Raw genomic sequence first — 22589 nt, 5'->3', positions numbered from 1 at the left:
CATGCACGTCTTCTACAGCGACCAGCACCGCGCGCACGCCGGCTCACAGGAGTTCTACCGCGGCGAACTGGTGCCGTGCTTCGAGAAGCCCGAGCGGGCCGACCATGTGCTGGCCGCCGTGCAGGCGCGTGGCATCGGCCCGGTGCTGCCGCCGCAGGCGTTTCCGCTGGAACCGATTGCCCGCGTGCACAGCGCGCGCTACCTGCGTTTCCTGGAGACCGCGTGGGACGAATGGACGGCGATGGGACAGACGGGCGACATCCTGCCTTCGGTCTGGCCTATCCGCGGCTTTCGCAGCGACGTGGAGCCGGTCAACTTCATGGCCCGGCTTGGCCTGTATTCCTTCGACAGCGGCACACCCTTCACCGCCGGCACCTGGGCTGCAGCACGCACCGGCGCCGACATCGCGCTGACCGCCCAGGCCCACATCGCCGCCGGCCACCGCGCCGCCTTCGCGCTGAGCCGTCCGCCCGGCCACCACGCCGGCACCGATTTCCTTGGCGGCTACTGCTTCCTGAACAACGCCGCGATTGCCGCGCAGGCCTGGCGGGACCAGGGTGCCGAGCGGGTTGCGATCCTGGATGTGGATTACCACCACGGCAACGGCACGCAGTCCATCTTCTACGAGCGCGCCGATGTGCTGTTCCAGAGCATCCACGGCGACCCGCTGACCGAATACCCGTTCTACCTCGGCCATGCCGACGAGACCGGCAGCGGCGCCGGCCTGGGCTTCAACCAGAATTACCCGCTGCGCGCGGGCGCGACCAACGAGGCCTGGTTCGCCGCACTGGCCGCCGCCTGCGAGCGCATTGCCGCTTACCGCCCGGCCGCGCTGGTGATCTCGCTGGGCGTGGACACCTTCGCCGACGACCCGATCTCGAAATTCCAGCTGCGCACACCCGAGTTCCACCGCCTCGGGCGTGCAATCGCGGCCCTGCAACTGCCCACGCTGTTCATCCTCGAAGGCGGCTACGCGGTGGCCGAAATCGGCGACAACGTGGCCGAGGTGCTGCAGGCGTTTGAACTGGAACGCTGATGCGCGAGCGCTCCACCGCCGTCTCGCCAGTGCCGGCGGCCCCGGCAGCGCCGGCCGCCTTGTCGCTGCGCCCGCCCTGGCAGGCCCTGAACAGCGAGCTCTGGCTCTCCTCGCTGGCGCTGGCCGCGGTGTTCATGGGCCTGCGCGCAAGCGGCACGCTGGGCGAACAGCCGGTGCGCTGGCTGCTGCCGCTGGGCTTTGTCGCGATGACTGCGCTGCCGTGGCTGCTGCTGACGACGGCCGGGCGGCGGGCCATCGGGCTGCAGGCGCCACGCCGAGCGGGCTTCGTGTTGATTGGCATCACCGTTGGTGTGCTGGCCTCGGCGCTGTGTTTTGCGCTGGGGGTTGCGCTGTTCGGCCACGGCGCCGGGCACTGGTTCGTCAGCGTCGCCAACAGCTACCGCCGCACGCTGGACACCAGCGGCATGGGCCTGCTGCAACTGCACCTGATCTTCACGCTGCCAGCGGTGCTGTTCAGCCCCATCGGCGAAGAACTCTTTTTCCGTGGCCTGCTGCAGCGCGCGCTGGAGCAGCGCTTCTCGCCGGCTCGCAGCACGCTGATCGAAGCCGGCCTGTTCGGCCTGGTGCACCTGTGCCACCACGGCCTGGTGCTCAGCGCCAGCGGCCTGCAACTGCAGCCGGCTTCCGCAACGCTTTGGGTGCTGCTGATGTTCGCCACCGCGCTGCTGTTCGCCTGGCTGCGCCGCGCCAGCGATTCGCTGCTGCCCGCCATCGCCTCCCACGCCGCGTTCAACGTCACGATGAATGTCTTCATCTTTGCGGCGCTGTGGAACTGATCGTGCCCAACGTCCAACCGCTCGATCTGCAGCAGCCGGCACTTGCCCAGGCGCTGCACCGCATCTGGCTCGCCGCCTATGCGCAAGAGGCCACGCTGCTGGGCTTGGCACCGGCCCAGTTTCCGCCGCTGCAGAAAACCGTGGCCGACCTGCAGGCCAGCGGCTGGCAGTTCTTCGGCGTTATGCAAGGCGACACGCTGGCCGCCGCAGCCGCACTGGGCGACGAGGAAGACGGCGCACTGCGCCTGAACGCCCTGGTCGTTTCGCCCGCGTGCCAGCGCCGCGGCCTGGGCCGCCAACTGGTGGCCGAAGCCCTGCGGCGCACGGCGCCCGGGCGCCTGCTGCGCGTGGGCACAGGGGCGGCCAACCAGCCGGCGCTGGCGCTCTACGAAGGCATGGGCTTCACGCTGGAAGCCCGGCTCAGCGTGGGCTCGCCGCCAGTGGAATTCGTGCGGCTGACGCGACGCGGTTGACCGTCACGGCATGCCGGCCTGCACCCAGCGACCGAGCAAGGCGCGTTCGTCCTCGGTGATCTGCGTCGCGTTGTTCAGCGGCATCAGCTTCAGCACCACCGCCTGCTGGTAGAGCTGCTGCGCGTGCTGGCGGATCAGCGCCTCGCTGTCCAGCGCCACGCCCTTGTTCTGCAGGTTGGCGTTGTGGCACAGCACGCAGCGCTGCTGGATCACGGCCTGGACCTTGGCGAAGCTCACTGGTGCCTGCGAAACAGCAGCCGGGCGCGGCGGCGGCGCCAGCATGATGGCCAGGCCCACCAGCACGCCGCAGCCGGCCGCGAAGAACGGCCACGGCGGCGTGACGCCTTTGACCTTGGCCTTGTGGCGGGCCACGAAGAAGTGGCGGATCAGCGCGCCGGCCAGCATCAGCAGCACCAGCACCAGCCAGTTCAACTTCGCCTGGTACAGCCAGCCGTAGTGGTTGCTGAGCATGGCCACCAGCACCGGCAGCGTGAAGTAGGTGTTGTGCACGCTGCGCTGCTTGGCGCGCTGGCCGTGCACCGGGTCCACCGGCAGGCCGGCCTTCATCTGGGCAATGACCTTGCGCTGGCCGGGAATGATCCAGTGCGCGACGTTGGCGCTCATCGCGGTGGCCATCATCGCGCCCACCAGCAAGAAGGCCGCGCGGCCTGCGAACAGCTGGCAGGCCGCCCAGGCGGCAAAGACCACGACCACGGTGACCGCCACGCCCAGCAGCTTGTCGCCACTGGGCTTGCGGCCCACGGTGCGGCACAGCAAATCGTAGATCACCCAGAAGCCGGCCAGGAAGCCCAGCGAAGCAGCAATCGCGCCGGTCGGCGACCAGTGATGCACGCTCCGGTCGATCAGGAAGGTGCCTGCATTGAACAGGTACAGCGCGGTGAACAGCCCGAATCCCGTCAGCCAGGTGCTGTAGCTCTCCCAGTAGAACCAGTGCAGGTTCTCGGGCAGCGCCTTGGGCGCGACCATGTACTTCTGCGGGTGGTAGAAGCCGCCGCCGTGCACGGCCCACAGCTCGCCGTCCACGCCCTTGGCCTTCAACTCAGGGTCGGTCGGCGGCGTGAGGCTGTTGTCCAGGAAGACAAAGTAGAACGACGAGCCGATCCAGGCGATGGCGACGATGACGTGGGCCCAGCGCAGCAGCAGGTTGGCCCAGTCCAGCAGGTAGACGTAATCCATTCCGTTTTCAGACTTTATTGAGCTCAGGCCGTGCACGGCCGCTCCGAAGCGGCCTGAGCCCCCCCTCGGGGGGCCGCGAACAAAGTGAGCGAGGGGCAGACATGACTAGCTGCCCCGGTAGGTGGAATAGGCCCACGGGCTGGCCAGCAAAGGCACGTGATAGTGCGCGGCGGTGTCGGCCAGGCCGAAGTCCAGCGGCACCTGATCCAGGAACGGCGGCTCGGGCAGCTCGGCGCCCTTGGCGCGAAAGTAGGCCGCCACGTCGAACACCAGCCGGTAGCGGCCGGGCTGGAAGCTGTCGCCTTGCAGCAGCGGCGCATCGGCGCGGCCGTCGGCGTTCAGCTGCAGCGTGGCCAACAGGACAGGGGGCTGCGGCGCGCCGTCTGCCGCCAGACGGTACAGCGCAACCGCCATGCCGGCCGCAGGGCAGCCGTTCATCGTGTCCAGCACGTGGGTGGTGAGTCTTCCCATGAGGTTCCTGCGCGCTTTGCAGCGCTTGTTTCAAAGGGCAAGCCAGCCATGGCCGCGTGAGAAAATTGTATACACTGCAGCATACACAAAACAAGCCCGCGCGCCACCTAGACTGCCCGCTTCTGTCGCACCCTCCATCATCGCGCCCATGGCCACCCGACGCAGCACCGCCAGCCCTGACACCTCTGTTCGCAAGCCGCGTGCCCGCACGACGGCGGCGGAGGTGCAGGTGCCGGCCGCGGATGACAGCGCGCAGATGACGCAGACCCAACGCATCGTCGACGCGGTGACCGCCGCCATCGTCGAGCGCCGGCTGATGCCCGGCACCAAACTGGCCGAGCAGCAGATCGCCGACATCTTCCAGGTCTCGCGCACCCTCGTGCGCCAGGCGCTGAACCAGCTCTCGCGCGACCGGCTGGTGGTGCTGGCGCCGGCCCGCGGGGCTTTTGTGCGCGAGCCCAGCGTCGAAGAAGCGCACCAGGTTTTCGAGGTGCGGCTGATGCTGGAGTCGGCCATGCTGCGCCGGCTCTGCGAAACCATCACCGAGGCCCAGGTCACCACGCTGCGCCGCCACCTGGCCGACGAGCAGGCGGCAGTGGCGCGCACCGACGTGCCCGGCCGCACCCGGCTGCTGGCCGACTTCCACACCGTGCTGGCCGGCATGCTGGGCAACGAGGTGCTGGCCGAACTGCTGGGCGACCTGCTGTCACGCTCGTCGCTGATTTCGCTGATGTACCAGAGCTCGCACTCGGCCGAGGGCTCGCAGGCCGAGCACGTCGCCATCGTGGACGCACTGGCCATGCGGGACGCCGACGCCGCCGTTGCGCTGATGAGCGAACACCTCGGCAACGTCGAGCGCAACCTGCGGCTGAACCCGCGCATGAGCGACTTGGCCAGCGCCCTGCAACCCTAGCCCTGCAACCTCAGAGAGCTTTCTTCCATGCGCTACCCCCGCGACCTGCACGGCCACGGCCGCAACCCGCCCCATCCGCAATGGCCCGGCCAGGCCCGCGTGGCGCTGCAGTTCGTGCTGAACTTCGAGGAAGGCGGCGAGAACTCGGTGCTGCATGGCGACGCTGGCAGCGAGCAGTTCCTGTCGGAAATGTTCAACCCGCCGAGCTTCCCGGCCCGCCATTTGTCGATGGAAGGCATCTACGAATACGGCTCGCGGGTGGGCGTGTGGCGGCTGCTGCGCGAGTTCGAGAAGCGTGGCCTGCCGCTGACCGTCTTCGGCGTGACGATGGCGCTGGAGCGCTGCCCGGAAGTCACCGCGGCGTTCGTCGAGCTGGGCCACGAGATCGCCTGCCACGGCCTGCGCTGGATCCACTACCAGAACACGCCCGAGGCCGAAGAGCGCGCCCACATGGCGCTGGCGCTGGACAGCCTGCGCCTCTTGACCGGCGGCGACCCGCAAGGCAACAGCCCGCACGGCAAGGGCTGGTACACCGGCCGCGACAGCCCCAACACCCGCCGCCTGGTGGCCGACCACGGCGGCCTCGAATACGACAGCGACTACTACGGCGACGACCTGCCCTTCTGGCTGCAGGTGCGCAAGACCGACGGCACGCTGGCGCCGCAGCTGGTCGTGCCCTATACGCTGGACTGCAACGACATGCGCTTTGCGCTGCCGCAGGGTTTCAGCCACGGCGACGAATTTTTCCAGTACCTGCGCGACAGCTTCGACGTGCTGTACGCTGAAGGCGAGGACCGGCCGGCGATGATGAGCATCGGCATGCACTGCCGGCTGCTGGGCCGCCCGGGCCGCATGCGCGCGCTGCAGCGCTTCCTCGACCATGTGCAGGCCCACGAGCGCGTGTGGGTCACGCGGCGCATCGACATTGCCCGGCATTGGAAGGCCATCCATCCTTTCGACGCCGCCACCGCCTTTGTCTGGGAGTGAAGCCATGGCATCCCCCGAACCCTCCAGGCTCTCGCTGGCGGACCTGAACGACGCCAGCCCCGCGCAGTTCGCCACGCTGCTGGACGGCGTCTACGAACACTCGCCATGGATCGCCGAACGCGCCGCGGCCGCTCGTCCGTTCGCCACGCTGGCGCAGCTGAAGCTGGCGCTGGTGCAGGCAGTGCGCGAGGCATCCAGCGATGAACAGCTGGGCCTGATCCGCGCCCACCCGGAGCTGGCCGGCAAGGCCATGGTGGCCAGGGCGCTGACCAGCGAATCCACTGGCGAGCAGCAAAGCGCCGGGCTCACGCACTGCACGCCCGAAGAGTTCGCCCACCTGCAGGCGCTGAACGCCGCCTACAACGCCCGCTTCGGCTTTCCCTTCCTGCTCGCGGTGCGCGGCCCGCGTGGTACCGGCCTGGGCCGCCCGGCCATCATCGCGGCCTTCGAGCGGCGGCTGAAACATCACCCGGACATCGAGCGCGCCGAGAGCCTGCGCCAGATCCACCGCATTGCCGAGCTGCGCCTGGCCGACAAGTTCGGCCAGCAGCCCACCCAGGGCGAACGCGTGTGGGACTGGGCCGAGGCGCTGGCCGTGCACAGCGACCCCGGTTTTGCCGAGCAAGGCCAGCTGACCGTCACCTACCTCACGGCCGCGCACCAGGCCTGCGCCTGCCAGCTGAAGCAATGGATGCGCGAGGCCGGCTTCGACGAGGTGAAGCTGGACGCGGTGGGCAATGTCATCGGCCTTTACCACGCTGCGCACGGCCAGAACGCGCAGGGCGAGGACCCGACCGCGCTGCGGCTGTTGACCGGCTCGCACTACGACACGGTGCGCAATGCTGGCAAGTACGACGGCCGGCTCGGCATCCTGGTGCCCATCGCCGTGGTCTCGCAGCTGCAGCAGCGCGGCCAGCGCCTGCCGTTTGGCATCGAGGTGGTCGGCTTTGCCGAGGAAGAAGGCCAGCGTTACCCGGCCACCTTCCTGGGCTCTGGCGCGCTGGTTGGCCAGTTCGACCACGACTGGCTGGACCAGGCCGACGCCGACGGCGTGACCATGCGCGACGCGATGCGCGCCGCCGGCCTGCCCGGCCGCATGGACACGATCGAGTCGCTGCAGCGTGACCCGGCGCAATACCTGGGCTTTGTCGAGGTGCACATCGAGCAGGGCCCGGTGCTCAATGAGCTGGACCTGCCGCTGGGCGTCGTCAGCTCGATCAACGGCAGCCGGCGTTTCCTCGGCGAGATCACCGGCGTGGCCAGCCATGCCGGCACCACGCCGATGGACCGCCGGCGCGATGCCGCCTGCGCCTTCGCCGAGCTGGCGCTGTACGTGGAGCGCCGCGCGGCAGAACAGCCCTACCTGGTCGCCACCGTTGGGCAACTTGAGGTGCCTCAAGGCTCGATCAACGTGGTACCCGGCCGCTGCAAGTTCAGCCTGGACGTGCGCGCCACGACCGACGAAGTGCGCGACGCCTGCGTGGCCGACATCCGCGCCGAGCTGGCCCGCATCACCGAGCGCCGCGGCGTGAGCTACACGCTGGACGGCATCCTCGAAGCGCCCGCCGCGCCCAGCGCCGCGGCCTGGCAGGCGCGCTGGGAACGCGCCGTCGCCTCGCTGGGCCTGCCGGTGCACACGATGCCCAGCGGCGCCGGCCATGACGCGATGAAGCTGCACGAAGCGATGCCGCAGGCCATGCTCTTCGTGCGCGGCGAAAACGCAGGCATCAGCCACAACCCGCTGGAAAGCAGCACCGCGCACGACATGGACCTGGCCGTTCAAGCCTTTGCCAAGCTGCTGCAAGATTTGGCCGACGAGGCCACCCCATCATGACTTCTGCCCTCGCCTCGCTGGACCTCTGGATCGACAAGCATTTCGACGACGAAACCCGCTTCCTGCAAGCCCTGGTTCAGGTGCCGACCGACACGCCGCCGGGCAATAACGCACCGCACGCCGAACGCACCGCTGAACTGCTGGCCGGCATGGGCCTGCAGGCCGAGGCGCATGCGGTGCCGGCCGACGAGGTGGCGGCGCAAGGCATGCAGTCCATCACCAACCTGATCGTGCGGCACCGCTTCGGCCCCGGCGGCCCGACCATCGCGCTGAACGCGCATGGCGACGTGGTGCCGCCCGGCGAAGGCTGGACGCACGGGCCGTACAGCGGCGAGATCGTCGACGATGGGCAAGGCGGCCGGCTTTACGGCCGCGCCTCGGCCGTCAGCAAGAGCGACTTCGCGAGCTACACCTTCGCGCTGCGTGCGCTGGCCGCGCTGCCCGAAGGCCAGCGGCCCACGCAAGGCGCGGTGGAGCTGCATTTCACCTATGACGAAGAATTCGGCGGCGAACTCGGGCCCGGCTGGCTGCTGCGCCAAGGCCTGACCAAGCCCGACCTGCTGATCGCTGCCGGCTTCAGCTACCAGGTCGTCACCGCGCACAACGGCTGCCTGCAGATGGAAGCCACGCTGCACGGCCTGGCCTCGCACGCGGCCTACCCGGAGACCGGCGTGGACGCGCTGCGCGCCGCCAACCGGCTGCTGAGCGCGCTGTACGAGCACAGCGACACGACGCTGCGCCAGCGCACGTCCGCCGTCACCGGCATTCGCCATCCGTATTTGAACGTGGGCCGCATCGAAGGCGGCAGCAACACCAATGTCGTGCCCGGCAAGGTGGTGCTGAAGCTGGACCGCCGCATGATCCCCGAGGAAGACGCGACCGAGGTCGAGGCCGAGCTGCGCACGTTGATCGAGCAAACCGTCGCCGGCAGCCACGGCGTGCGGCTGGAACTCAAGCGCCTGCTGCTGGCCCGCGCGCTGCAGTCGCTGCCGGGCCACGAACGCCTTGCGCAAGCGCTGCAGCGCCAGGCCGAGCGTGTCTTCGGCGAAGCCATTCCCACCTCCGGCACGCCGCTCTACACCGACGTGCGCCTTTATGGGGAGCACGGCGTGCCGGCGGTGATCTACGGGGCGGGCCCGCGCACCGTGTTGGAGAGCAACGCCAAGCGGGCCGACGAGCACCTGCAGTTGCGTGACCTGCGCCGCGCGACGCAGGTCGTCGCCGCGGCGCTGCACGAGCTGCTGGGCTGACGAACCGGCGACACGCAAGGCACCAGCAGCCTTGCGTGTCCAGCGCGACATGTGCGGTATGCGCGGAATGTGCGCACACTAATTGCACAGCTTGCATGCAGAACAGATGCGGTCTACCGCGGCCTTGTTCTTGCGTCGTCTCGTTGTGCCTTGAGTGGAGATCCCATGCCCGTGTTCGCGCCCTTGTTTTCCGCCAGCCGCCGCCGCCTGCTGGCCACTGCCGCAACGCTCGCGCTTTGCGCCTCGGCCCAGGCCCAGGAGACCACCATCAAGTTCCAGCTGGACTGGCGTTACGAAGGTCCCAGCGCGCTGTTCCTGGTGCCTGTCTCCAAGGGTTTGTTCAAAGCCGAGAAGCTCAACGTGACGGTGGACGCGGGCAACGGCTCGGGCAATGCGGTCAACCGCGTGGCCTCCGGCGCCTACGACATGGGCTTTGCCGACATGGCCGCGCTGATGGAATTCCAGGCCAACAACCCGACGGCGCCGAACAAGCCGGTCGCCGTGATGATGGTCTACAACAACACGCCGGCCGCCGTGCTGACGCTGAAGAAAAGCGGCATCAAGACCCCCACCGACCTGACCGGCAAGAAGCTGGGTGCCCCGGTGTTCGACGCCGGCCGCCGCGGCTTCCCGATCTTCGCCAAGGCCAATGGCGTAGGCCAGGTCGAATGGGTCAGCATGGACCCGGCGCTGCGCGAGACCATGCTCGCCAAGGGTGACGTGGATGCCATCACCGGCTTTTCGTTCACCTCGCTGTTGAGCCTGGAAGCGCGCGGCGTGAAGCCGGCCGACGTGACGGTGATGAGCTACCCGCAATACGGCGTGAAGCTGTATGGCAACGCCATCATCACCAGCGAAGATTTCCTCAAGAAGAACCCGGAAGCAGTGAAGGCCTTCCTGCGCGCCTTCTCCAAAGGCACCAAGGCCGTGATGGCCGACCCGAAGGGCGCGATCGCGGTGGTCAAGGAACGCGACGGCATCATCAACGCCGAACTGGAAGAGCGCCGGCTGAAGATGGCGCTGGAGGCTTCGGTCGCCACGCCGGACGCCAAGGCTGAAGGCTTCGGCGAGGTCAACAAGCCACGCCTGGCACTGATGGCCAGCCAGGTGGCCGACGCCTTCACGACCAAGGGCCGCATCAACCCGGACGCCGTGTGGAACGGCAGCTTCCTGCCCAGCGCCGCGGAGCGCAACATCTTCGGCAAGTGAGACCGGCATGCCCTCTTTTGTGGACTTCAGAGGCGTCTGGCTGGCCTACAACGACGAGTTGCTGGCCGAAGAAAAGTTCGCTGTCGAGGACATCAACCTGCAGGTGAACGAGGGCGAGTTCATCGCCATCGTCGGGCCCTCGGGCTGCGGCAAGTCCACCTTCATGAAGCTGGCCACCGGGCTGAAGCGGCCCAGCCGCGGCACGGTCGAAATTGCAGGAAAGGAAGTGACCGGGCCGCTGAAGATCACCGGCATGGCCTTCCAGGCGCCCAGCCTGCTGCCCTGGCGCACGACGGTGCAGAACGTGATGCTGCCGCTGGAGATCGTCGAGCCCTACCGCAGCAGCTTCAGGCAGAAGAAGGCCGAATACGAGGCCAAGGCGCGCAAGCTGCTGCAAAGCGTGGGCCTGGGCGGCTACGAGGACAAGTTCCCGTGGCAGCTCTCAGGCGGCATGCAGCAGCGCGCCAGCATCTGCCGTGCGCTGGTGCACGAGCCGAAGATGCTGCTGCTGGACGAACCTTTTGGCGCGCTGGACGCCTTCACGCGCGAGGAGCTGTGGTGCACGTTGCGCGACCTGCAGGCCGCGCAGAAGTTCAACGTGATCCTGGTCACCCACGACCTGCGCGAAAGCGTGTTCCTCGCCGACACCGTCTACGTCATGTCAAGGAGCCCCGGCCGCTTCGTCGTGAAGCGCGAGATCGAACTGCCGCGCCCGCGCGACCTGGAGGTGACCTACTCGGCACCGTTCTCGGAGATCGTGCATGAGCTGCGCGGGCACATTGGCGCGATGCGAAAGACGGGCGCGGAGGTGGCGCAATGACGACCGCAGCCGCAAAGGCGCGGCGGCTGGAGGCGATTTCGCCGTGGATCCTGCTGGTGCTCACGCTGGTCATCTGGCAGGCGCTGTGCACCGGCCTGCAGGTCAGCGAATTCATCTTCCCCAGCCCACTGAAGATCTGGGAGCAGATCGTCGAATTCCGCGGCGAGATCCTGAAGCATGCCTGGCGCACCTACTGGGTGACGATGACCGGCTTTGGCCTTGCCATCGTGGTCGGCGTGCTGCTGGGCTTTTTGATCGGCAGCTCGCGCCTGGCCTATGCCGCGATCTATCCGCTGATGACCGGCTTCAACGCACTGCCCAAGGCGGCGTTTGTGCCCATCCTGGTGGTGTGGTTCGGCATTGGCGTCGGCCCGGCAGTGCTCACCGCCTTCCTGATCTCGTTTTTCCCGATCACCGTCAACATCGCCACCGGCCTGGCCACGCTGGAGCCAGAACTGGAAGACGTGTTGCGCGTGCTGGGCGCCAGGCGCTGGGACGTGCTGATGAAGGTCGGCCTGCCGCGCGCCATGCCGTATTTCTTCGGCTCGCTGAAGGTTGCGATCACGCTCGCGTTTGTCGGCACCACGGTTTCGGAGATGACGGCCTCGAACGAAGGCATCGGCTACCTGCTGGTCTCGGCCGGCTCGTCGATGCAGATGGGGCTGGCCTTTGCCGGGCTGATGGTGGTCGGCGCGATGGCGATGGTGATGTACGAATTCTTCTCGTTCATTGAGAAGCGCACCACCGGCTGGGCCCACCGCGGCTCGCAAGGACATTGAGAGACCTCATGACAAGCTGGACCGACGAGCACACCGCCAAGCACCTGCGCGCCGCCAATGTTGTCGCCCGTCAGGCGATGGAGCGCGGCCACCACCCATTCGGCGCGCTGCTGGTGGCGCCGGACGGCGAAACCGTGCTGCTCACGCAGGGCAATGTGGACACGGTGAACCATGCCGAATCGGTGCTGGCCCGCGAGGCCGCGCGGCGCTATGCGCCGGCCATGCTGTGGGACTGCACGCTGGTCACCACGCTGGAGCCTTGCGCGATGTGCGCCGGCACCCAGTACTGGGCCAACATCGGCCGCCTGGTCTACGGCGCCAGCGAGGCAGACCTTCTGGCCCTCACCGGCAACCACGCCGAAAATCCCACGCTGGACCTGCCCTGCCGCGAGCTGTTCGCGCGCGGGCAGAAGGCCGTCGAAGTGATCGGACCGGTGGCCGAGCTGCGCGACGAACTGCTCGCCCCGCACCGGCGTTTCTGGCACACGCGCTGAAGTTCCCACAGTGTCGCTTCAAGCTGGGTCACTGCATTCGCTGCTTGAATCGGCAGTCCAGCGCACTGGCATCTCTCAATCTGCATCTACAGTTTGATTGACCGATCATTAGATTGCATATACATTCTGCATATGGTCAGCTGGGATGAGCCGAAGCGACGGGAAAACATCCGCAAGCACAAGATTGATCTTGCTGAGTTGGAAACCGTTTTCGACCATCCGATGATCTCGGTGGAAGACGATCGCGAACGCTACGGTGAACTTCGGCTGCAAAGCTTGGGCATGTGGCAAGGCAGCGTCGTTTTCCTGGTCTGGACCCCGCGTGGTGATGACACCGCGCATCTCATCTCCTGCCGCTATGCCGACCGCAAAGAAACCGACGACTACTTCATCTCACTTTAGCCCGGCCGAGATCGCCGCCGCAAAGGCAAATTCCGTCTCTCAGCCTTCGGGGAAAACCAAAGTCGACTGGAGTGCCGCAGTCGCCACGCCTGGTGGCGGCGTGAGCGCAACAATTGCCGCGCTGCGAAAAACACGTGGCCCGAACAAGAAGCCTGCGAAAGAGCAGGTCGCCATTCGCCTGGATCAAGATGTCGTCAGCGCCCTTCGGGCCAGCGGTTCTGGCTGGCAAACAAGGGTAAACGCCGCACTCAAAGAATGGCTGGCAACACAACCAGTCAAGCGTAAGCCACGAGGCCACAGTGCGGCCTGACCGGCTTCTGGAGTTTCCAGCTCGCAGGCACCACACCACAGTTCCTGCACGCTGACAGAGGCCGGGCGGCGCAGCTTCTACACTGCCGCTTCCTGCATTTCCGCGCTTCCTCCGCGTTTCACCTCATGGGCTGGCAAGGCCACCTGCACCTGCACTACACCCGCGATGGCGAACGCACCATCGCGCTGGACCGCCACCTGGGCCCGCTGCGCGTGCTGCAGCGGCTCTACCCCGAAGGCCCCGGCATCTGCCACCACGTGCTGGTGCACCCGCCGGGCGGCATCGTCGGCGGGGACGAGCTGAAGATCGAGGTCCAGCAGGCCGAGGGTACGCACGCCGTCATCACCACGCCGGGCGCCACGCGCTTCTACCGCAGCGCCGGCGAACTCGCCACGCAGACGGTGCATGCGCAGCTGGCACCCGGCGCACGGCTGGAATGGCTGCCGCTGGAAACCATTGCCTACCGCGGCTGCCTGGCCGAAAACCGGCTGCGCTTCGAACTGGCGCCCGGCGCCGAAATGATGGGCTGGGACATGCTGGCGCTGGGCCTGCCGGCGGCCAACCAGGCCTTCGACGCCGGCCGCATCACCCAGCAGATGGAACTGCCCGGTGTTTGGCTGGAGCGTGCCCGGCTGGACGCCAGCGACACCTTGCTGCTGGACTCGCCGCTGGGCATGGCCGGCCGGCGCGTGCTGGGCACGCTCTGGCTGGCTTCGGGCTCGCCGATTGCCAACGCCCAACGCAATGCCCTGCTCGACGCGGCCCGCGAGGTCTTTGCCGGCCACCCGCTGGCCAGCTTTGCCGGCGCCACCTCGCCGGACGCGCAGGTGCTGGTCTGCCGCGCGCTGGCCCCGCGGGTCGAGCCGCTGTTCGGGCTGTGGCGCCAGGTGCGCGCGCGCTGGCGCACACTGCAGTGGGGCCTGGAAGGCGCGCCACCGCGGATCTGGTCGACCTGAGCGACGGTAGACCAGCACCCGCCTGGTTCTATATTGGTACTAACTCACAACCGCATGACGCGCTGAAAACGACCCCGCAGAAGCGCTGGGTTTACCCTGCTTCACCCTGGTTCACGTTGACGCTGGTCTTCTTCTGGTACTATATTGGTATCAAAAAGATCGACACCGGAAGCGGGGTGGACAAGGCGACAGCGCCCGACCCCGCTTCCCCGCACACAGGGGCATTGCGTTGAGCTTGCGCTTCATCATTGGCGTGGACGGCGGCGGCACCGGCACCCGGGCCCGCGTCTGCTCGCCCGAGGGCCGCGTGCTGGGTTTCGGCGAAGCAGGCCCGTCCGGCCTGTCACAAGGCGTGGAACAGGCCTGGCGCCATGTGCTGCTGGCCAGCCGCGCCGCGCTGGCCGCTGCGGGTTCGCCGGATGCACCGTGGACCGACTGCGCGCTGGGCGCAGGCCTGGCCGGCGAGCATGTGCCGGCGCTGCGCGAAGCCTTCATTGCGACCCAGACCGAGCACGCCCCCGGCCTGCAAGCGCTGGCGCTGGAAAGCGACGCGCTGGCCGCACTGCTGGGCGCGCACGGCGGCCAGCCCGGGCTGGTGCTGGTCGCAGGCACCGGCAGCGTGGCCGAAGCCTTGTGGGCCGACGGCCACCACCGCACCGTGGGCGGCTGGGGCTTTGGCGTGGGCGACGAAGGCAGCGGCGCCTGGCTGGGCCTGCAGGCCGTGCGCCATGCACACCACGTGCTGGACGGCCAGGTGGCCGCCGGTGCGCTGGCCAAGGCCATCCTGGCTGCCACCGGCGCCGACGTTCCTGCGATGCGCGCCTGGTGCGCGCAGGCAGGCCAGCGCGCCTATGCCGCGCTGGCGCCACTGGTCTTTGAACACGAAGCCGCCGACCCCATGGCCGCCGCGCTGCTGCGCGACGCCGCCACCGCCTTGAGCGACATGGTGCGCGCGCTGGACCCGGCCGGCGAACTGCCGGTGGTCTGCAGCGGCAGCATCGCCCAGCGCCTGCTGCCCTACCTGCCGCCGATGCTGCGCCGCCGCTGCAGGGCGCCCCAGGGCGACGCCGCGGACGGCGCGCTGCACCTTGCCCGCCGCGCATTGGGCCTGACGCAAAGGACCGCGGCATGAACGCGCCGATTGCCGCCACCATCAACGCCCACGGCGAGCCCTACGGCACGCTGCACGGCCACATCCTCACGCCCGAAGGCTTTGTGCATGGCGAGCTGCGCCATGCGCAGGGCCGCATCCAGGCCATCAGCGGCCGGCCGGTCAGCGAGCGCGAAGCACGCGCCAGCGGCGAGCCCCTGATCCTGCCCGGCTTCATCGACCTGCACGTGCATGGCGGCGGCGGGCACGACACGATGGACGCGGGTGACGCCGCGCTGCACATCGCCCGCGCCCACGCCCGCCACGGCACGACTTCGCTGCTGGCCACGACCATGACGGCGCCGGCCAACGAGATCGAGGCCGCGTTCCGGGCCATGGGGCCGATCTGCGCCGCGCGCCAGGGCGGCAGCGCGCGTGTGCTGGGCGTGCACCTGGAGGGCCCGTACATCAACCCCGGCAAGCTGGGCGCGCAACCGGATTTCGCCCGCGAAGCGTCCATCAGCGAAGTGCGCCGGCTGCATGCGCTGGCGCCGATCCGGCTCATCACCGTCGCCCCCGAACTGCCCGGTCACCTGCAGCTGATCGGCCAGATGGTGGCGGAAGGTTTCCGCGTGCAGGTCGGCCACACGGCCGGTTGTTATGAAGACGGCGTGGCCGCGCTGGCGGCCGGTGCCGGTGGCTTCACCCACCTGTTCAATGCGATGACCGGCATGCACCACCGCGAGCCAGGCATGGTGGGCGCGGCGCTGGCGCATGCGCATTACGCCGAGATCATTCCGGACCTGCTGCATGTGCACCCAGGAGCGCTGAAGGTCGCGCTGCGCACCATCCCGCGCCTGTACTGCGTGACCGACTCGACGGCCGCCGCCGGCATGCCCGATGGCGAGTACCACCTGGGCCGGCACAAGGTCTTCAAGTGCCTGGGCGGCGTGCGCCTGGCCGACGGCACGCTGGCCGGCAGCGCCTTGACGATGGACCAGGCACTGCGCAATTTCGTCAGCCTGGGCCTGGACCTGGCCGAGGCTTCGGCCCGCACCTCGACCTTCGCTGCCGACTACCTGGGCCTGGCCGAACGTGGCCGCCTGGTGGCCGGCGCGATGGCCGACCTCGTGATGCTGGACCCTGCGCTGAGCCTGCGGCGCGTGGTCGTGGAAGGAGAGCCGATTGAACTCCAGGATGCTTGAAGAGACCCGCGAAGCCCCGGCCGCCGTGGCCCGCCAGATGGCGGCCGACGCCGACACCTACGCAGCCCTGGCCCGCAGCCTGCGGGATCAACCGCTGCAAGGCCTGCTGACGGTGGCGCGTGGCAGCTCGGACCATGCGGCTCATTACATGGCCTACCTGGCCATGGCCCGCATGGGCCGGCTGGTGACCTCGCTGCCGATGTCGCTGCTGACGCTCTATCAGTCCTCGCTGCACTGCGAGGGCCTGATGTCGCTGGCGTTTTCGCAGTCCGGCCAGAGCCCTGACCTGGTCGCGCCCACGCGCTTCTTCCGCGCTGGCGGCGCGCGCACCGTGGCGGTGGTCAACCAGGTCGACTCGCCGCTGGGCCAGGCCGCCGAATGGGTGCTGCCGCTGCACGCCGGCCCCGAGAACAGCGTGGCCGCGACCAAGAGCTACATCGCCCAACTGGTGGCCGGCGCGCGCCTGGTCGCCAACTGGCAGCAGGACGCCGCGCTGCTGCACGCGCTGGACGCGTTGCCCGAAGCGCTGTCGCAAGCCGTGGCGCTGGACTGGACGCCGGCCGTCGAGGCGCTGACCGGCGCCGACAAGCTGTTTGTCATCAGCCGCGGCACCGGCCTGGCGGTGGCGATGGAAGCCGCACTGAAGTTCAAGGAGACCTGCGGCATCCAGGCCGAGGCCTTCTCCGGCGCCGAGGTGAAGCACGGGCCGATGGCGCTGGTGGACGAAGGCTACCCGCTGCTGGTCTTCGCGCCTCGCGGCCCGGCGCAGCAAGGCCTGCTGGCGCTGGCCGCCGAGATGCGCGAGCGCGGCGGCCGCGTGCTGCTGGCCGCACCCGCCGGCACGCCCGGCGCCGAGCTGCCGCTGGCGCCCACGGCGAACGAGGACCTGGACCCGATCGCCGCGATCCAGAGCTTCTACCCGATGGTCGAAGCGCTGGCCCGTGCCCGCGGCGCCAACCCGGACCAGCCGCGCCACCTCAACAAGGTCACCCAGACCCTGTAGCCCGCCAGCCCATGCACGCCGAGTTCCACCCGGGCCATCTGGTGATGGTCGACATTGAAGGCACCTCTTTGTCGGAGGAGACGGCCGCGTTCCTGCGCCGGCACCGCATCCGCGCAGTCTGCCTGTTCCGCCGCAACCTGGGCACCGAGGCCGAGGTGCGCAAGCTCTGCGCGGAACTGCGCGAGGTGCTGGGGCCCAGGGCCTTGATCGCCATCGACCAGGAAGGCGGCTCGGTGAACCGCTTCACCGCCTTGCCGCATGCGACGGGCGCGATGGCAATTGGCGCGATTGCCGACACGGACCAAGCCGAGGCCCTGGCCGAAGCCACCGGCGCTGCCGTGGCGCGCGGCCTGATCAGCCTGGGCATCAACTGGAACCTGGCCCCGGTGCTGGACGTGAACAACAACCCGGCCAACCCGGTGATCGGCGAACGCAGCTTCGGCTCCGACCCGCATCGCGTGGCGCGGCTGACGGCCGCCTGGATGCGCGGCTCGCTGAGCGAAGGCGTGGCCTGCTGCCTCAAGCACTTCCCTGGCCATGGCGACACGCACGTGGATTCGCACCACGCGCTGCCGACGGTGGACAAGTCGCTCGCAGAACTCGAAGCGCTGGAGCTGATCCCGTTTCGCGCATTGACCCCGCATGCGCCTTCGGTGATGACCGCCCACATCGTCTACCCGCAGCTGGACGCCCAGCACCCGGCCACGCTGTCGCACCGCATCCTGACCGGCCTGCTGCGGCAGGACATGGGCCATGGCGGCGTGGTGCTGACCGACGCGCTGATGATGAAGGCCATCCACGAGCGCTACGGCCATGCCCGCGCCGCGGTGCTCACGCTGCAGGCCGGTGCCGACATGCCGCTGGCGCAAGGCCTGCCGCAGGAACAGGCCGCCGCAGTGCAGGCGATTGAACTCGCGCTGCGCGAGGACGAGTTGCTGCCCGAACAGTTGCAACGCTCCGCCGCGCGGCTGGACGCATTGGCCGCCCGTTTTCCGGCCACACCCCGCCCTTACGCACCCGAGCAACGCGCCGCCGACGAAGCCTTGGCCCGCGATGGCTGGCGCCGTGGCCTGACCGCCTTGGCCGGTGCGTTGCCGCCTGCCACTGGCACCCGGCTGCGCGTGCTGACCCAGGCTCGCGTGGACTGCGACGGCGTCTCCGAAGCCGGCCTGGCAGGCGCCGCGGTGCGCGCACTGTTCGCGCTGGACGCGGACGTGGCGATGCTGCTGGTCGAGGACCTGCCCAGCTTCGACTTCGGCACGCTGCCGGACGATGGCCGCACGCTGGTGCTGGTGTCCAACCATCGCAAGCGCTACCCCGCCGCAGCCGCCACGTGGCAGCCCGCGCTGCACATCGCGCTGTGGAACCCCTTCCAGGTGCTGGACGTGCCCGCACCGTCGCTGGTCAGCTGGGGCCACGCAGAAGGCGCACTGGAAGCCGTCACCGACTGGCTGGCCGGCCGCTTGCAAGCGACTGGCGTGCCACCGGTGGAGCTGCAACCAACGATCCGCTGAGACCTTCCCCTGTTGCCCTGAACCGCCTGCCCGGAGCCCGCGATGTCTGACGCCCCCTCTTCCTCTCGCGCTGGCAGTTCGCCAATGCGCTGGGTGCCCAGCCTGTACTTCGTGCAGGGCATGCAGTTCTGGGTGGTGATGCTGATCGCCGGGCTGATGTTCAAGAACATGGGCGTGAGCAACCAGGAGATTGCGCGCTGGACCGGCGTGCTGGGCCTGGCCTGGGCCATCAAGCCGCTGTGGAGCCCGTTCCTCGAACTGTTCCGCAGCAAGAAGCGCATCGTCGTGGCGATGCAGTTCACCGGCGCGGTGTGCCTGGGCGCGGTGGCGCTGGCGCTGCAGTCGCCCGCCTTCTTCGCGCTGACCATCGCGGTGCTGTGCCTGCTGGCCTACGCCTCTGCCACGCACGACATTGCCTGCGACGGCCTGTACATGGCCTCGCTCAGCGCGCCGCAGCAGGCTGCCTATGCCGGCTGGCAAGGCGCGTTTTTCAACGCCTCGAAGTTCCTCACGCTGGGCGCGCTGATCGTGTGGGCCGGGCACCTGGAAAAGTCGGTCGGCGTGTTCAACGCCTGGTCCACCATCTTCTGTGGCCTGGCCGTGTTGCTGGCGCTGCTGGCCAGCTACAACGCCTGGGCCCTGCCCTCGCCGGCCTCGGCTGCAAACGCGCCGCGCAGCGCGCAGGCCGTGTGGCAGACGCTGCGGGAAGTCATCGTCGCGTTTTTCCGCAAGCCCGGCATCTGGCTGGCCATCCTGTTCATCGTGCTGTTCCGCTTTGCCGAGGGCCAGGTGCAGACCATTGGCCCGCTGTTCCTGCTGGAAAAGCGCGAAGCCGGCGGGCTGGGCCTGCTGACGGAGCAGATCGGCGCGATCTACGGCGGCATCGGCACCGCGGCCTTCCTGGTCGGCAGCATCCTGGGCGGCCTGTTCGCTTCCAGGCTGGGCCTGAAGCGCGCGATGCCGCTGCTCATCATCGCGATGGCCGTGCCCAACATGACTTTCGCGTGGCTTGCGCATGTGCGCCCGGCAGTGGACAGCGGCATCGCGCTGCCAACGCTGCTGGCCTCGCTGCCGGGCATGCCGAGCACGCTGAGCGACATCGCAATGGCCGTGACGATCGAGATGTTCGGCTACGGTTTCGGCTTCGTCGGCATGATCCTGTACATCATGCAGGCCGTCGCGCCCGGCCCGTTCCAGACGGCCCACTACGCGCTGGGTTCCGGCGTGATGCAGCTGGGCTTCATCTTCTCCAAGACCATCAGCGGCGACCTGCAGGCCGCCCTGGGCTACGAGCACTTCTTCTACTGGACGATTGCCTGCGGTGTGCCGGCGCTGGTGCTGCTGATCTGGGTCAGGCTGCCGGGCCGCGAAGGTGCGCCGGCCGGCCAGGCCACGCCGGCCGCAGAAGGCTCTCCCGCATGAAGCCGCTGCTGCTGATCGCCGCGCTGCTCGCCTGCCGCAGCACGCAAGCCACCGAACTCTTCTTCGACGACTTCAGCCAACCCACGCTCGAAGCCCTGACCCAAAACGGTTGGGTCGTGCGCAACGAACCCGGCCATCCCGGCATCGCCGGCGCCGCCTGGGGCCCGCACACCTTGCGCCTGGTGGCCGACCCCGACACCACCGGTGGTCGCCTGCTCGAACTCGAAGCCCGCACCGACGGCACGCCCGCCAACAGCGCGCAAGCCCAGCTCTGCCAGCAGCGCAAGTTCCTGCGCGGCACCTACGCCGCCCGCATCCGCTTCCACGATACGCCCGAGCGCGGCCCGGACGGCGACCCCGTCATCCAGACCTTCTACGCCGTCGCCCCGCTGCGCTTCGACTTCGACCCCGAGTTCAGCGAACTCGACTGGGAATACCTCGCCAACGGCGGCTGGGGCAGCGAGAAGACGCGGCTCTACGGCATCGCCTGGCAGACCGTGCGCATCGAACCCTGGGCCGCGTACAACCAGGCCCACGAACACTTCGCTGCGCTGGACGGCTGGCACACGCTGATGATGCAGGTGGACGCCACCAACACCCGCCTCTTCCTCGACGGCCAGCCCCTCGCCACCCACGGCGGCCGCAACCACCCGGTGCAGCCCATGGCCATCAGCTTCAACCTCTGGTTCTCACCCGAGGGCCTGCTGCCAGCGAGCGCTGGCATGCGCATCTGGCGCCAGCAGGTGGACTGGGTGCTCCATGCGAAGGACGAGCAACTGAGCCCAGCGCAGGTCGAAGCCGAAGTGCGTCGGCTGAGAAGCGAGGGCGTGAGTCATCTGGATCAGGTACCTGCACCTGAACCTGCGTTGAGCAGTCCTTGCAACATCTGAAGCACTCGCTAAGGTTCGTGCGCGCCGCGGTCGCCGGGTAGTCGACTCCGTTCATGTCCCCCGCCTTCGGCTCCTCCTTTACTTCACTGCGTCGACCACCCGACACCCGCGCTGGAAACCGCGTCTTACCGCGACTGTTGAACAGCCAAGACGCGCACCCGATCAGGGCGGTGGGGTGTGTTGTGTAGCGAAGTAAAGGGGGAGGCCGCAGGCCGGAGGACATGAGCGGAACAACACACCCCGGCGGCCTGATCTCGCACCAACCGATGCAAAGACCCAATCCTCGCCTCGCCTCCATTGACGCCCTCCGAGGCTGCGCCGTTGCCGCGATGATCCTGGTCAACAACCCCGGTGACTGGAGCCATGTGTGGTGGCCGCTGGAGCATGCCCGCGCTGCAACGGCTGGGGCGCCAGGCTGTACACCAGCGGCTTCGCCTGGATGACTCCCTGGACCGGCCCGCTGTGGCCGTCTCACCTGTGGGCGCTGGCCGGCGTGGCGCTGTGGTGGGCCGTCGCGAAGCTGATGCAACGGCGGGGATGGGTGGTGACGATCTGAACCCATGGCGGTGGCGAGAGGCAGGCCAAATAGACTAGACTTGGTCTGAATTCCTCCCGAGTCGCCCAGCCATGAACCCAGTCAACATCTACGACGCGAAGACCCGCCTGTCCCAGTTGGTGGACCAGGCGGCTTCTGGCGAAGACGTGGTCGTGAGTCGCCACGGCAAACCGATTGCGCGCATCACCCAGCTGTCGAGCACCAAGGGCAAGATCAGGTTCGGCTTGCTAAAAGGCAAGGTCAAGGTCGCCGCCGACTTTGACGCGCCGCTGCCCGATGAGGTGTTGGCCGGCTTCGAAGGCCGCTGATGCGGCTCCTGCTGGACACCCACATCTACCTGTGGGCCGTTACCGACTCGCCTTCGCTGAAGCCGGCCACACGGCGTCTCATCGAATCTGCCGATGAGGTCTTTGTCTCGGCCGCGTCGATCTGGGAAATTGCCATCAAGGCCAGGCTCGGAAAGCTGCAGGCCGATCCGCCAGCGCTCGCCGCCGCCATCTCTGGCAGCGGCTTCTCCGAATTGCCGGTGCGAGCTTCGCATGCAGCCGGCGTTGGCCAGTTGCCGCTGCATCACAACGATCCGTTCGACCGGCTGCTGGTGGCTCAGGCGATGGCCGAGCCGCTGCACTTGCTGACCGCCGATGCCATGCTGGCACCGTATTCCGAGTTGGTCATGCTGGCCTGACGCTCGCTCAGCGCACCGCCAGCGGCCACAACCCCGCCAAGTCGGCCGCACAATCGCTGCCCTGCAGCGTCTTCAGAGCAGCCACACCGGCCTCGCGCTGGCCTTGCTGCAGCAGCGCCTGCGCCGGTCAACGCGCGAAGCATCCACAAGCGGGATGGTGTTGATGCTGGAGTTCATCTGCTCTTCGCCTTCGTCGGCGGCGCCTACGGTCATCGACATGACGAACTCCGTTCCAGCTGTTTACTTTTTGCCGGCGAGGAGCACGTTGTGCAGGTCGCCCGAGAACGCGCGGACCT

The 22589-nt window shown here is 68.3% G+C and carries 26 protein-coding genes; 23 read left to right on the top strand and 3 right to left on the bottom strand.

The window, feature by feature from the left end; genetic code table 11:
- The first annotated feature begins 1 nt into the window (after position 1).
- The 3 genes from ACAH41_RS07355 to ACAH41_RS07345 are packed head-to-tail and all read left to right on the top strand — an operon-like array spanning position 2 to position 2306.
- Entirely contained in the window at positions 2–1036 is a 1035-nt protein-coding gene (locus tag ACAH41_RS07355; RefSeq protein WP_325649207.1) for a histone deacetylase family protein, read from the top strand.
- Complete coding sequence (locus ACAH41_RS07350) at positions 1036–1833, top strand: type II CAAX endopeptidase family protein (RefSeq protein ID WP_325649206.1); 798 nt, start codon at positions 1036–1038, stop codon at positions 1831–1833. The genes ACAH41_RS07355 and ACAH41_RS07350 overlap by 1 nt, the downstream gene beginning before the upstream one ends.
- A 2-nt stretch (positions 1834–1835) precedes the next feature.
- On the top strand, positions 1836–2306 hold the full coding sequence (locus tag ACAH41_RS07345; RefSeq protein ID WP_325649204.1) for a GNAT family N-acetyltransferase: 471 nt from the start codon (positions 1836–1838) through the stop codon (positions 2304–2306).
- 3 nt (positions 2307–2309) lie between these two features.
- Here ACAH41_RS07345 and ACAH41_RS07340 read toward each other — a convergent pair whose 3' ends face one another.
- Complete coding sequence (locus tag ACAH41_RS07340; protein ID WP_325649203.1) at positions 2310–3503, bottom strand: urate hydroxylase PuuD; 1194 nt, start codon at positions 3501–3503, stop codon at positions 2310–2312.
- A 105-nt stretch (positions 3504–3608) separates the two neighbouring features.
- Complete coding sequence (gene uraH / locus ACAH41_RS07335) at positions 3609–3974, bottom strand: hydroxyisourate hydrolase (protein WP_325649201.1); 366 nt, start codon at positions 3972–3974, stop codon at positions 3609–3611.
- Positions 3975–4230: 256 nt separating this feature from the next.
- Between uraH and ACAH41_RS07330 the strand changes: the two genes are divergently transcribed.
- From ACAH41_RS07330 to ACAH41_RS07235, 20 genes are all read left to right on the top strand, one after another.
- Positions 4231–4887, top strand: coding sequence for a GntR family transcriptional regulator (locus ACAH41_RS07330; protein WP_325649424.1), 657 nt, complete (start codon positions 4231–4233; stop codon positions 4885–4887).
- A gap of 27 nt (positions 4888–4914) precedes the next feature.
- Positions 4915–5874 (top strand): allantoinase PuuE, encoded by a 960-nt coding sequence (puuE, locus tag ACAH41_RS07325; protein ID WP_325649200.1) that lies wholly within the window; start codon positions 4915–4917, stop codon positions 5872–5874.
- Positions 5875–5878: 4 nt separating this feature from the next.
- Entirely contained in the window at positions 5879–7708 is a 1830-nt protein-coding gene (uraD, locus tag ACAH41_RS07320; RefSeq protein WP_325649198.1) for a 2-oxo-4-hydroxy-4-carboxy-5-ureidoimidazoline decarboxylase, read from the top strand.
- Positions 7705–8958, top strand: coding sequence for a M20/M25/M40 family metallo-hydrolase (locus ACAH41_RS07315; RefSeq protein ID WP_325649196.1), 1254 nt, complete (start codon positions 7705–7707; stop codon positions 8956–8958). Before uraD ends, ACAH41_RS07315 begins: the two co-directional genes overlap by 4 nt.
- A 165-nt stretch (positions 8959–9123) precedes the next feature.
- Positions 9124–10167 carry an ABC transporter substrate-binding protein gene (locus ACAH41_RS07310; protein ID WP_325649194.1) on the top strand — a complete coding sequence of 348 codons (1044 nt, stop codon included), beginning with the start codon at positions 9124–9126 and terminating at the stop codon, positions 10165–10167.
- A 7-nt stretch (positions 10168–10174) separates the two neighbouring features.
- Complete coding sequence (locus ACAH41_RS07305; RefSeq protein WP_325649193.1) at positions 10175–10987, top strand: ABC transporter ATP-binding protein; 813 nt, start codon at positions 10175–10177, stop codon at positions 10985–10987.
- Complete coding sequence (locus ACAH41_RS07300) at positions 10984–11766, top strand: ABC transporter permease (RefSeq protein ID WP_325649192.1); 783 nt, start codon at positions 10984–10986, stop codon at positions 11764–11766. Before ACAH41_RS07305 ends, ACAH41_RS07300 begins: the two co-directional genes overlap by 4 nt.
- An 8-nt stretch (positions 11767–11774) precedes the next feature.
- On the top strand, positions 11775–12260 hold the full coding sequence (locus ACAH41_RS07295) for a nucleoside deaminase (RefSeq protein ID WP_325649190.1): 486 nt from the start codon (positions 11775–11777) through the stop codon (positions 12258–12260).
- Positions 12261–12392: 132 nt separating this feature from the next.
- Positions 12393–12662 (top strand): BrnT family toxin, encoded by a 270-nt coding sequence (locus tag ACAH41_RS07290; protein ID WP_325649188.1) that lies wholly within the window; start codon positions 12393–12395, stop codon positions 12660–12662.
- The gene (locus ACAH41_RS07285) at positions 12619–12972 is read left to right on the top strand and encodes a BrnA antitoxin family protein (RefSeq protein WP_325649187.1); all 354 of its coding nucleotides are present in this window, start codon (positions 12619–12621) and stop codon (positions 12970–12972) included. Before ACAH41_RS07290 ends, ACAH41_RS07285 begins: the two co-directional genes overlap by 44 nt.
- A gap of 125 nt (positions 12973–13097) precedes the next feature.
- Positions 13098–13928 (top strand): urease accessory protein UreD, encoded by an 831-nt coding sequence (locus tag ACAH41_RS07280; RefSeq protein ID WP_325649184.1) that lies wholly within the window; start codon positions 13098–13100, stop codon positions 13926–13928.
- 229 nt (positions 13929–14157) lie between these two features.
- The gene (locus ACAH41_RS07275) at positions 14158–15060 is read left to right on the top strand and encodes a BadF/BadG/BcrA/BcrD ATPase family protein (RefSeq protein ID WP_325649182.1); all 903 of its coding nucleotides are present in this window, start codon (positions 14158–14160) and stop codon (positions 15058–15060) included.
- Positions 15057–16223 carry an N-acetylglucosamine-6-phosphate deacetylase gene (gene nagA / locus ACAH41_RS07270; protein WP_325649180.1) on the top strand — a complete coding sequence of 389 codons (1167 nt, stop codon included), beginning with the start codon at positions 15057–15059 and terminating at the stop codon, positions 16221–16223. The genes ACAH41_RS07275 and nagA overlap by 4 nt, the downstream gene beginning before the upstream one ends.
- A complete protein-coding gene (locus ACAH41_RS07265) occupies positions 16216–17226 on the top strand; it encodes an SIS domain-containing protein (protein WP_325649179.1) in 1011 nt (336 codons plus the stop codon). Before nagA ends, ACAH41_RS07265 begins: the two co-directional genes overlap by 8 nt.
- Before the next feature lie 11 nt (positions 17227–17237).
- On the top strand, positions 17238–18740 hold the full coding sequence (gene nagZ / locus ACAH41_RS07260; protein WP_325649177.1) for a beta-N-acetylhexosaminidase: 1503 nt from the start codon (positions 17238–17240) through the stop codon (positions 18738–18740).
- Positions 18741–18782: 42 nt separating this feature from the next.
- The gene (locus ACAH41_RS07255) at positions 18783–20162 is read left to right on the top strand and encodes an MFS transporter (RefSeq protein ID WP_325649175.1); all 1380 of its coding nucleotides are present in this window, start codon (positions 18783–18785) and stop codon (positions 20160–20162) included.
- The gene (locus tag ACAH41_RS07250) at positions 20159–21052 is read left to right on the top strand and encodes a glycoside hydrolase family 16 protein (protein ID WP_325649173.1); all 894 of its coding nucleotides are present in this window, start codon (positions 20159–20161) and stop codon (positions 21050–21052) included. Before ACAH41_RS07255 ends, ACAH41_RS07250 begins: the two co-directional genes overlap by 4 nt.
- A 370-nt stretch (positions 21053–21422) precedes the next feature.
- Positions 21423–21608, top strand: coding sequence for a hypothetical protein (locus ACAH41_RS07245; protein WP_325649172.1), 186 nt, complete (start codon positions 21423–21425; stop codon positions 21606–21608).
- A 71-nt stretch (positions 21609–21679) separates the two neighbouring features.
- Entirely contained in the window at positions 21680–21916 is a 237-nt protein-coding gene (locus tag ACAH41_RS07240) for a type II toxin-antitoxin system Phd/YefM family antitoxin (protein ID WP_325649171.1), read from the top strand.
- Positions 21916–22293, top strand: coding sequence for a type II toxin-antitoxin system VapC family toxin (locus tag ACAH41_RS07235; protein ID WP_325649169.1), 378 nt, complete (start codon positions 21916–21918; stop codon positions 22291–22293). The genes ACAH41_RS07240 and ACAH41_RS07235 overlap by 1 nt, the downstream gene beginning before the upstream one ends.
- 72 nt (positions 22294–22365) lie before the next feature.
- On the opposite strand, the gene ACAH41_RS07230 is transcribed toward ACAH41_RS07235, so the two are convergent.
- A complete protein-coding gene (locus tag ACAH41_RS07230) occupies positions 22366–22512 on the bottom strand; it encodes a hypothetical protein (RefSeq protein WP_325649167.1) in 147 nt (48 codons plus the stop codon).
- Positions 22513–22589 lie beyond the last annotated feature (77 nt).

Origin of the sequence: Ideonella sp., from assembly GCF_041287625.1 — a bacterium.
Lineage (GTDB): Bacteria > Pseudomonadota > Gammaproteobacteria > Burkholderiales > Burkholderiaceae_C > Ideonella.
The sequence above is the reverse complement of the archived record's forward strand: the minus strand, read 5'-3'. Positions and strand labels throughout refer to the sequence as shown.

Excerpts from the sequence above, each read along its gene's own strand:
- uraH (WP_325649201.1), bottom strand. The coding sequence starts at position 3,974 with ATGGGAAGACTCACCACCCACGTGCTGGACACGATGAACGGCTGCCCT.
- nagA (WP_325649180.1), top strand. The coding sequence starts at position 15,057 with ATGAACGCGCCGATTGCCGCCACCATCAACGCCCACGGCGAGCCCTAC.
- ACAH41_RS07310 (WP_325649194.1), top strand. The coding sequence starts at position 9,124 with ATGCCCGTGTTCGCGCCCTTGTTTTCCGCCAGCCGCCGCCGCCTGCTG.
- nagZ (WP_325649177.1), top strand. The coding sequence starts at position 17,238 with ATGCACGCCGAGTTCCACCCGGGCCATCTGGTGATGGTCGACATTGAA.
- ACAH41_RS07235 (WP_325649169.1), top strand. The coding sequence starts at position 21,916 with ATGCGGCTCCTGCTGGACACCCACATCTACCTGTGGGCCGTTACCGAC.
- ACAH41_RS07305 (WP_325649193.1), top strand. The coding sequence starts at position 10,175 with ATGCCCTCTTTTGTGGACTTCAGAGGCGTCTGGCTGGCCTACAACGAC.
- ACAH41_RS07340 (WP_325649203.1), bottom strand. The coding sequence starts at position 3,503 with ATGGATTACGTCTACCTGCTGGACTGGGCCAACCTGCTGCTGCGCTGG.
- ACAH41_RS07250 (WP_325649173.1), top strand. The coding sequence starts at position 20,159 with ATGAAGCCGCTGCTGCTGATCGCCGCGCTGCTCGCCTGCCGCAGCACG.
- uraD (WP_325649198.1), top strand. The coding sequence starts at position 5,879 with ATGGCATCCCCCGAACCCTCCAGGCTCTCGCTGGCGGACCTGAACGAC.
- ACAH41_RS07355 (WP_325649207.1), top strand. The coding sequence starts at position 2 with ATGCACGTCTTCTACAGCGACCAGCACCGCGCGCACGCCGGCTCACAG.
- ACAH41_RS07265 (WP_325649179.1), top strand. The coding sequence starts at position 16,216 with ATGCTTGAAGAGACCCGCGAAGCCCCGGCCGCCGTGGCCCGCCAGATG.
- ACAH41_RS07295 (WP_325649190.1), top strand. The coding sequence starts at position 11,775 with ATGACAAGCTGGACCGACGAGCACACCGCCAAGCACCTGCGCGCCGCC.
- ACAH41_RS07300 (WP_325649192.1), top strand. The coding sequence starts at position 10,984 with ATGACGACCGCAGCCGCAAAGGCGCGGCGGCTGGAGGCGATTTCGCCG.
- ACAH41_RS07315 (WP_325649196.1), top strand. The coding sequence starts at position 7,705 with ATGACTTCTGCCCTCGCCTCGCTGGACCTCTGGATCGACAAGCATTTC.
- ACAH41_RS07280 (WP_325649184.1), top strand. The coding sequence starts at position 13,098 with ATGGGCTGGCAAGGCCACCTGCACCTGCACTACACCCGCGATGGCGAA.
- puuE (WP_325649200.1), top strand. The coding sequence starts at position 4,915 with ATGCGCTACCCCCGCGACCTGCACGGCCACGGCCGCAACCCGCCCCAT.
- ACAH41_RS07285 (WP_325649187.1), top strand. The coding sequence starts at position 12,619 with ATGCCGACCGCAAAGAAACCGACGACTACTTCATCTCACTTTAGCCCG.
- ACAH41_RS07230 (WP_325649167.1), bottom strand. The coding sequence starts at position 22,512 with ATGTCGATGACCGTAGGCGCCGCCGACGAAGGCGAAGAGCAGATGAAC.
- ACAH41_RS07290 (WP_325649188.1), top strand. The coding sequence starts at position 12,393 with ATGGTCAGCTGGGATGAGCCGAAGCGACGGGAAAACATCCGCAAGCAC.
- ACAH41_RS07350 (WP_325649206.1), top strand. The coding sequence starts at position 1,036 with ATGCGCGAGCGCTCCACCGCCGTCTCGCCAGTGCCGGCGGCCCCGGCA.
- ACAH41_RS07255 (WP_325649175.1), top strand. The coding sequence starts at position 18,783 with ATGTCTGACGCCCCCTCTTCCTCTCGCGCTGGCAGTTCGCCAATGCGC.
- ACAH41_RS07330 (WP_325649424.1), top strand. The coding sequence starts at position 4,231 with ATGACGCAGACCCAACGCATCGTCGACGCGGTGACCGCCGCCATCGTC.
- ACAH41_RS07240 (WP_325649171.1), top strand. The coding sequence starts at position 21,680 with ATGAACCCAGTCAACATCTACGACGCGAAGACCCGCCTGTCCCAGTTG.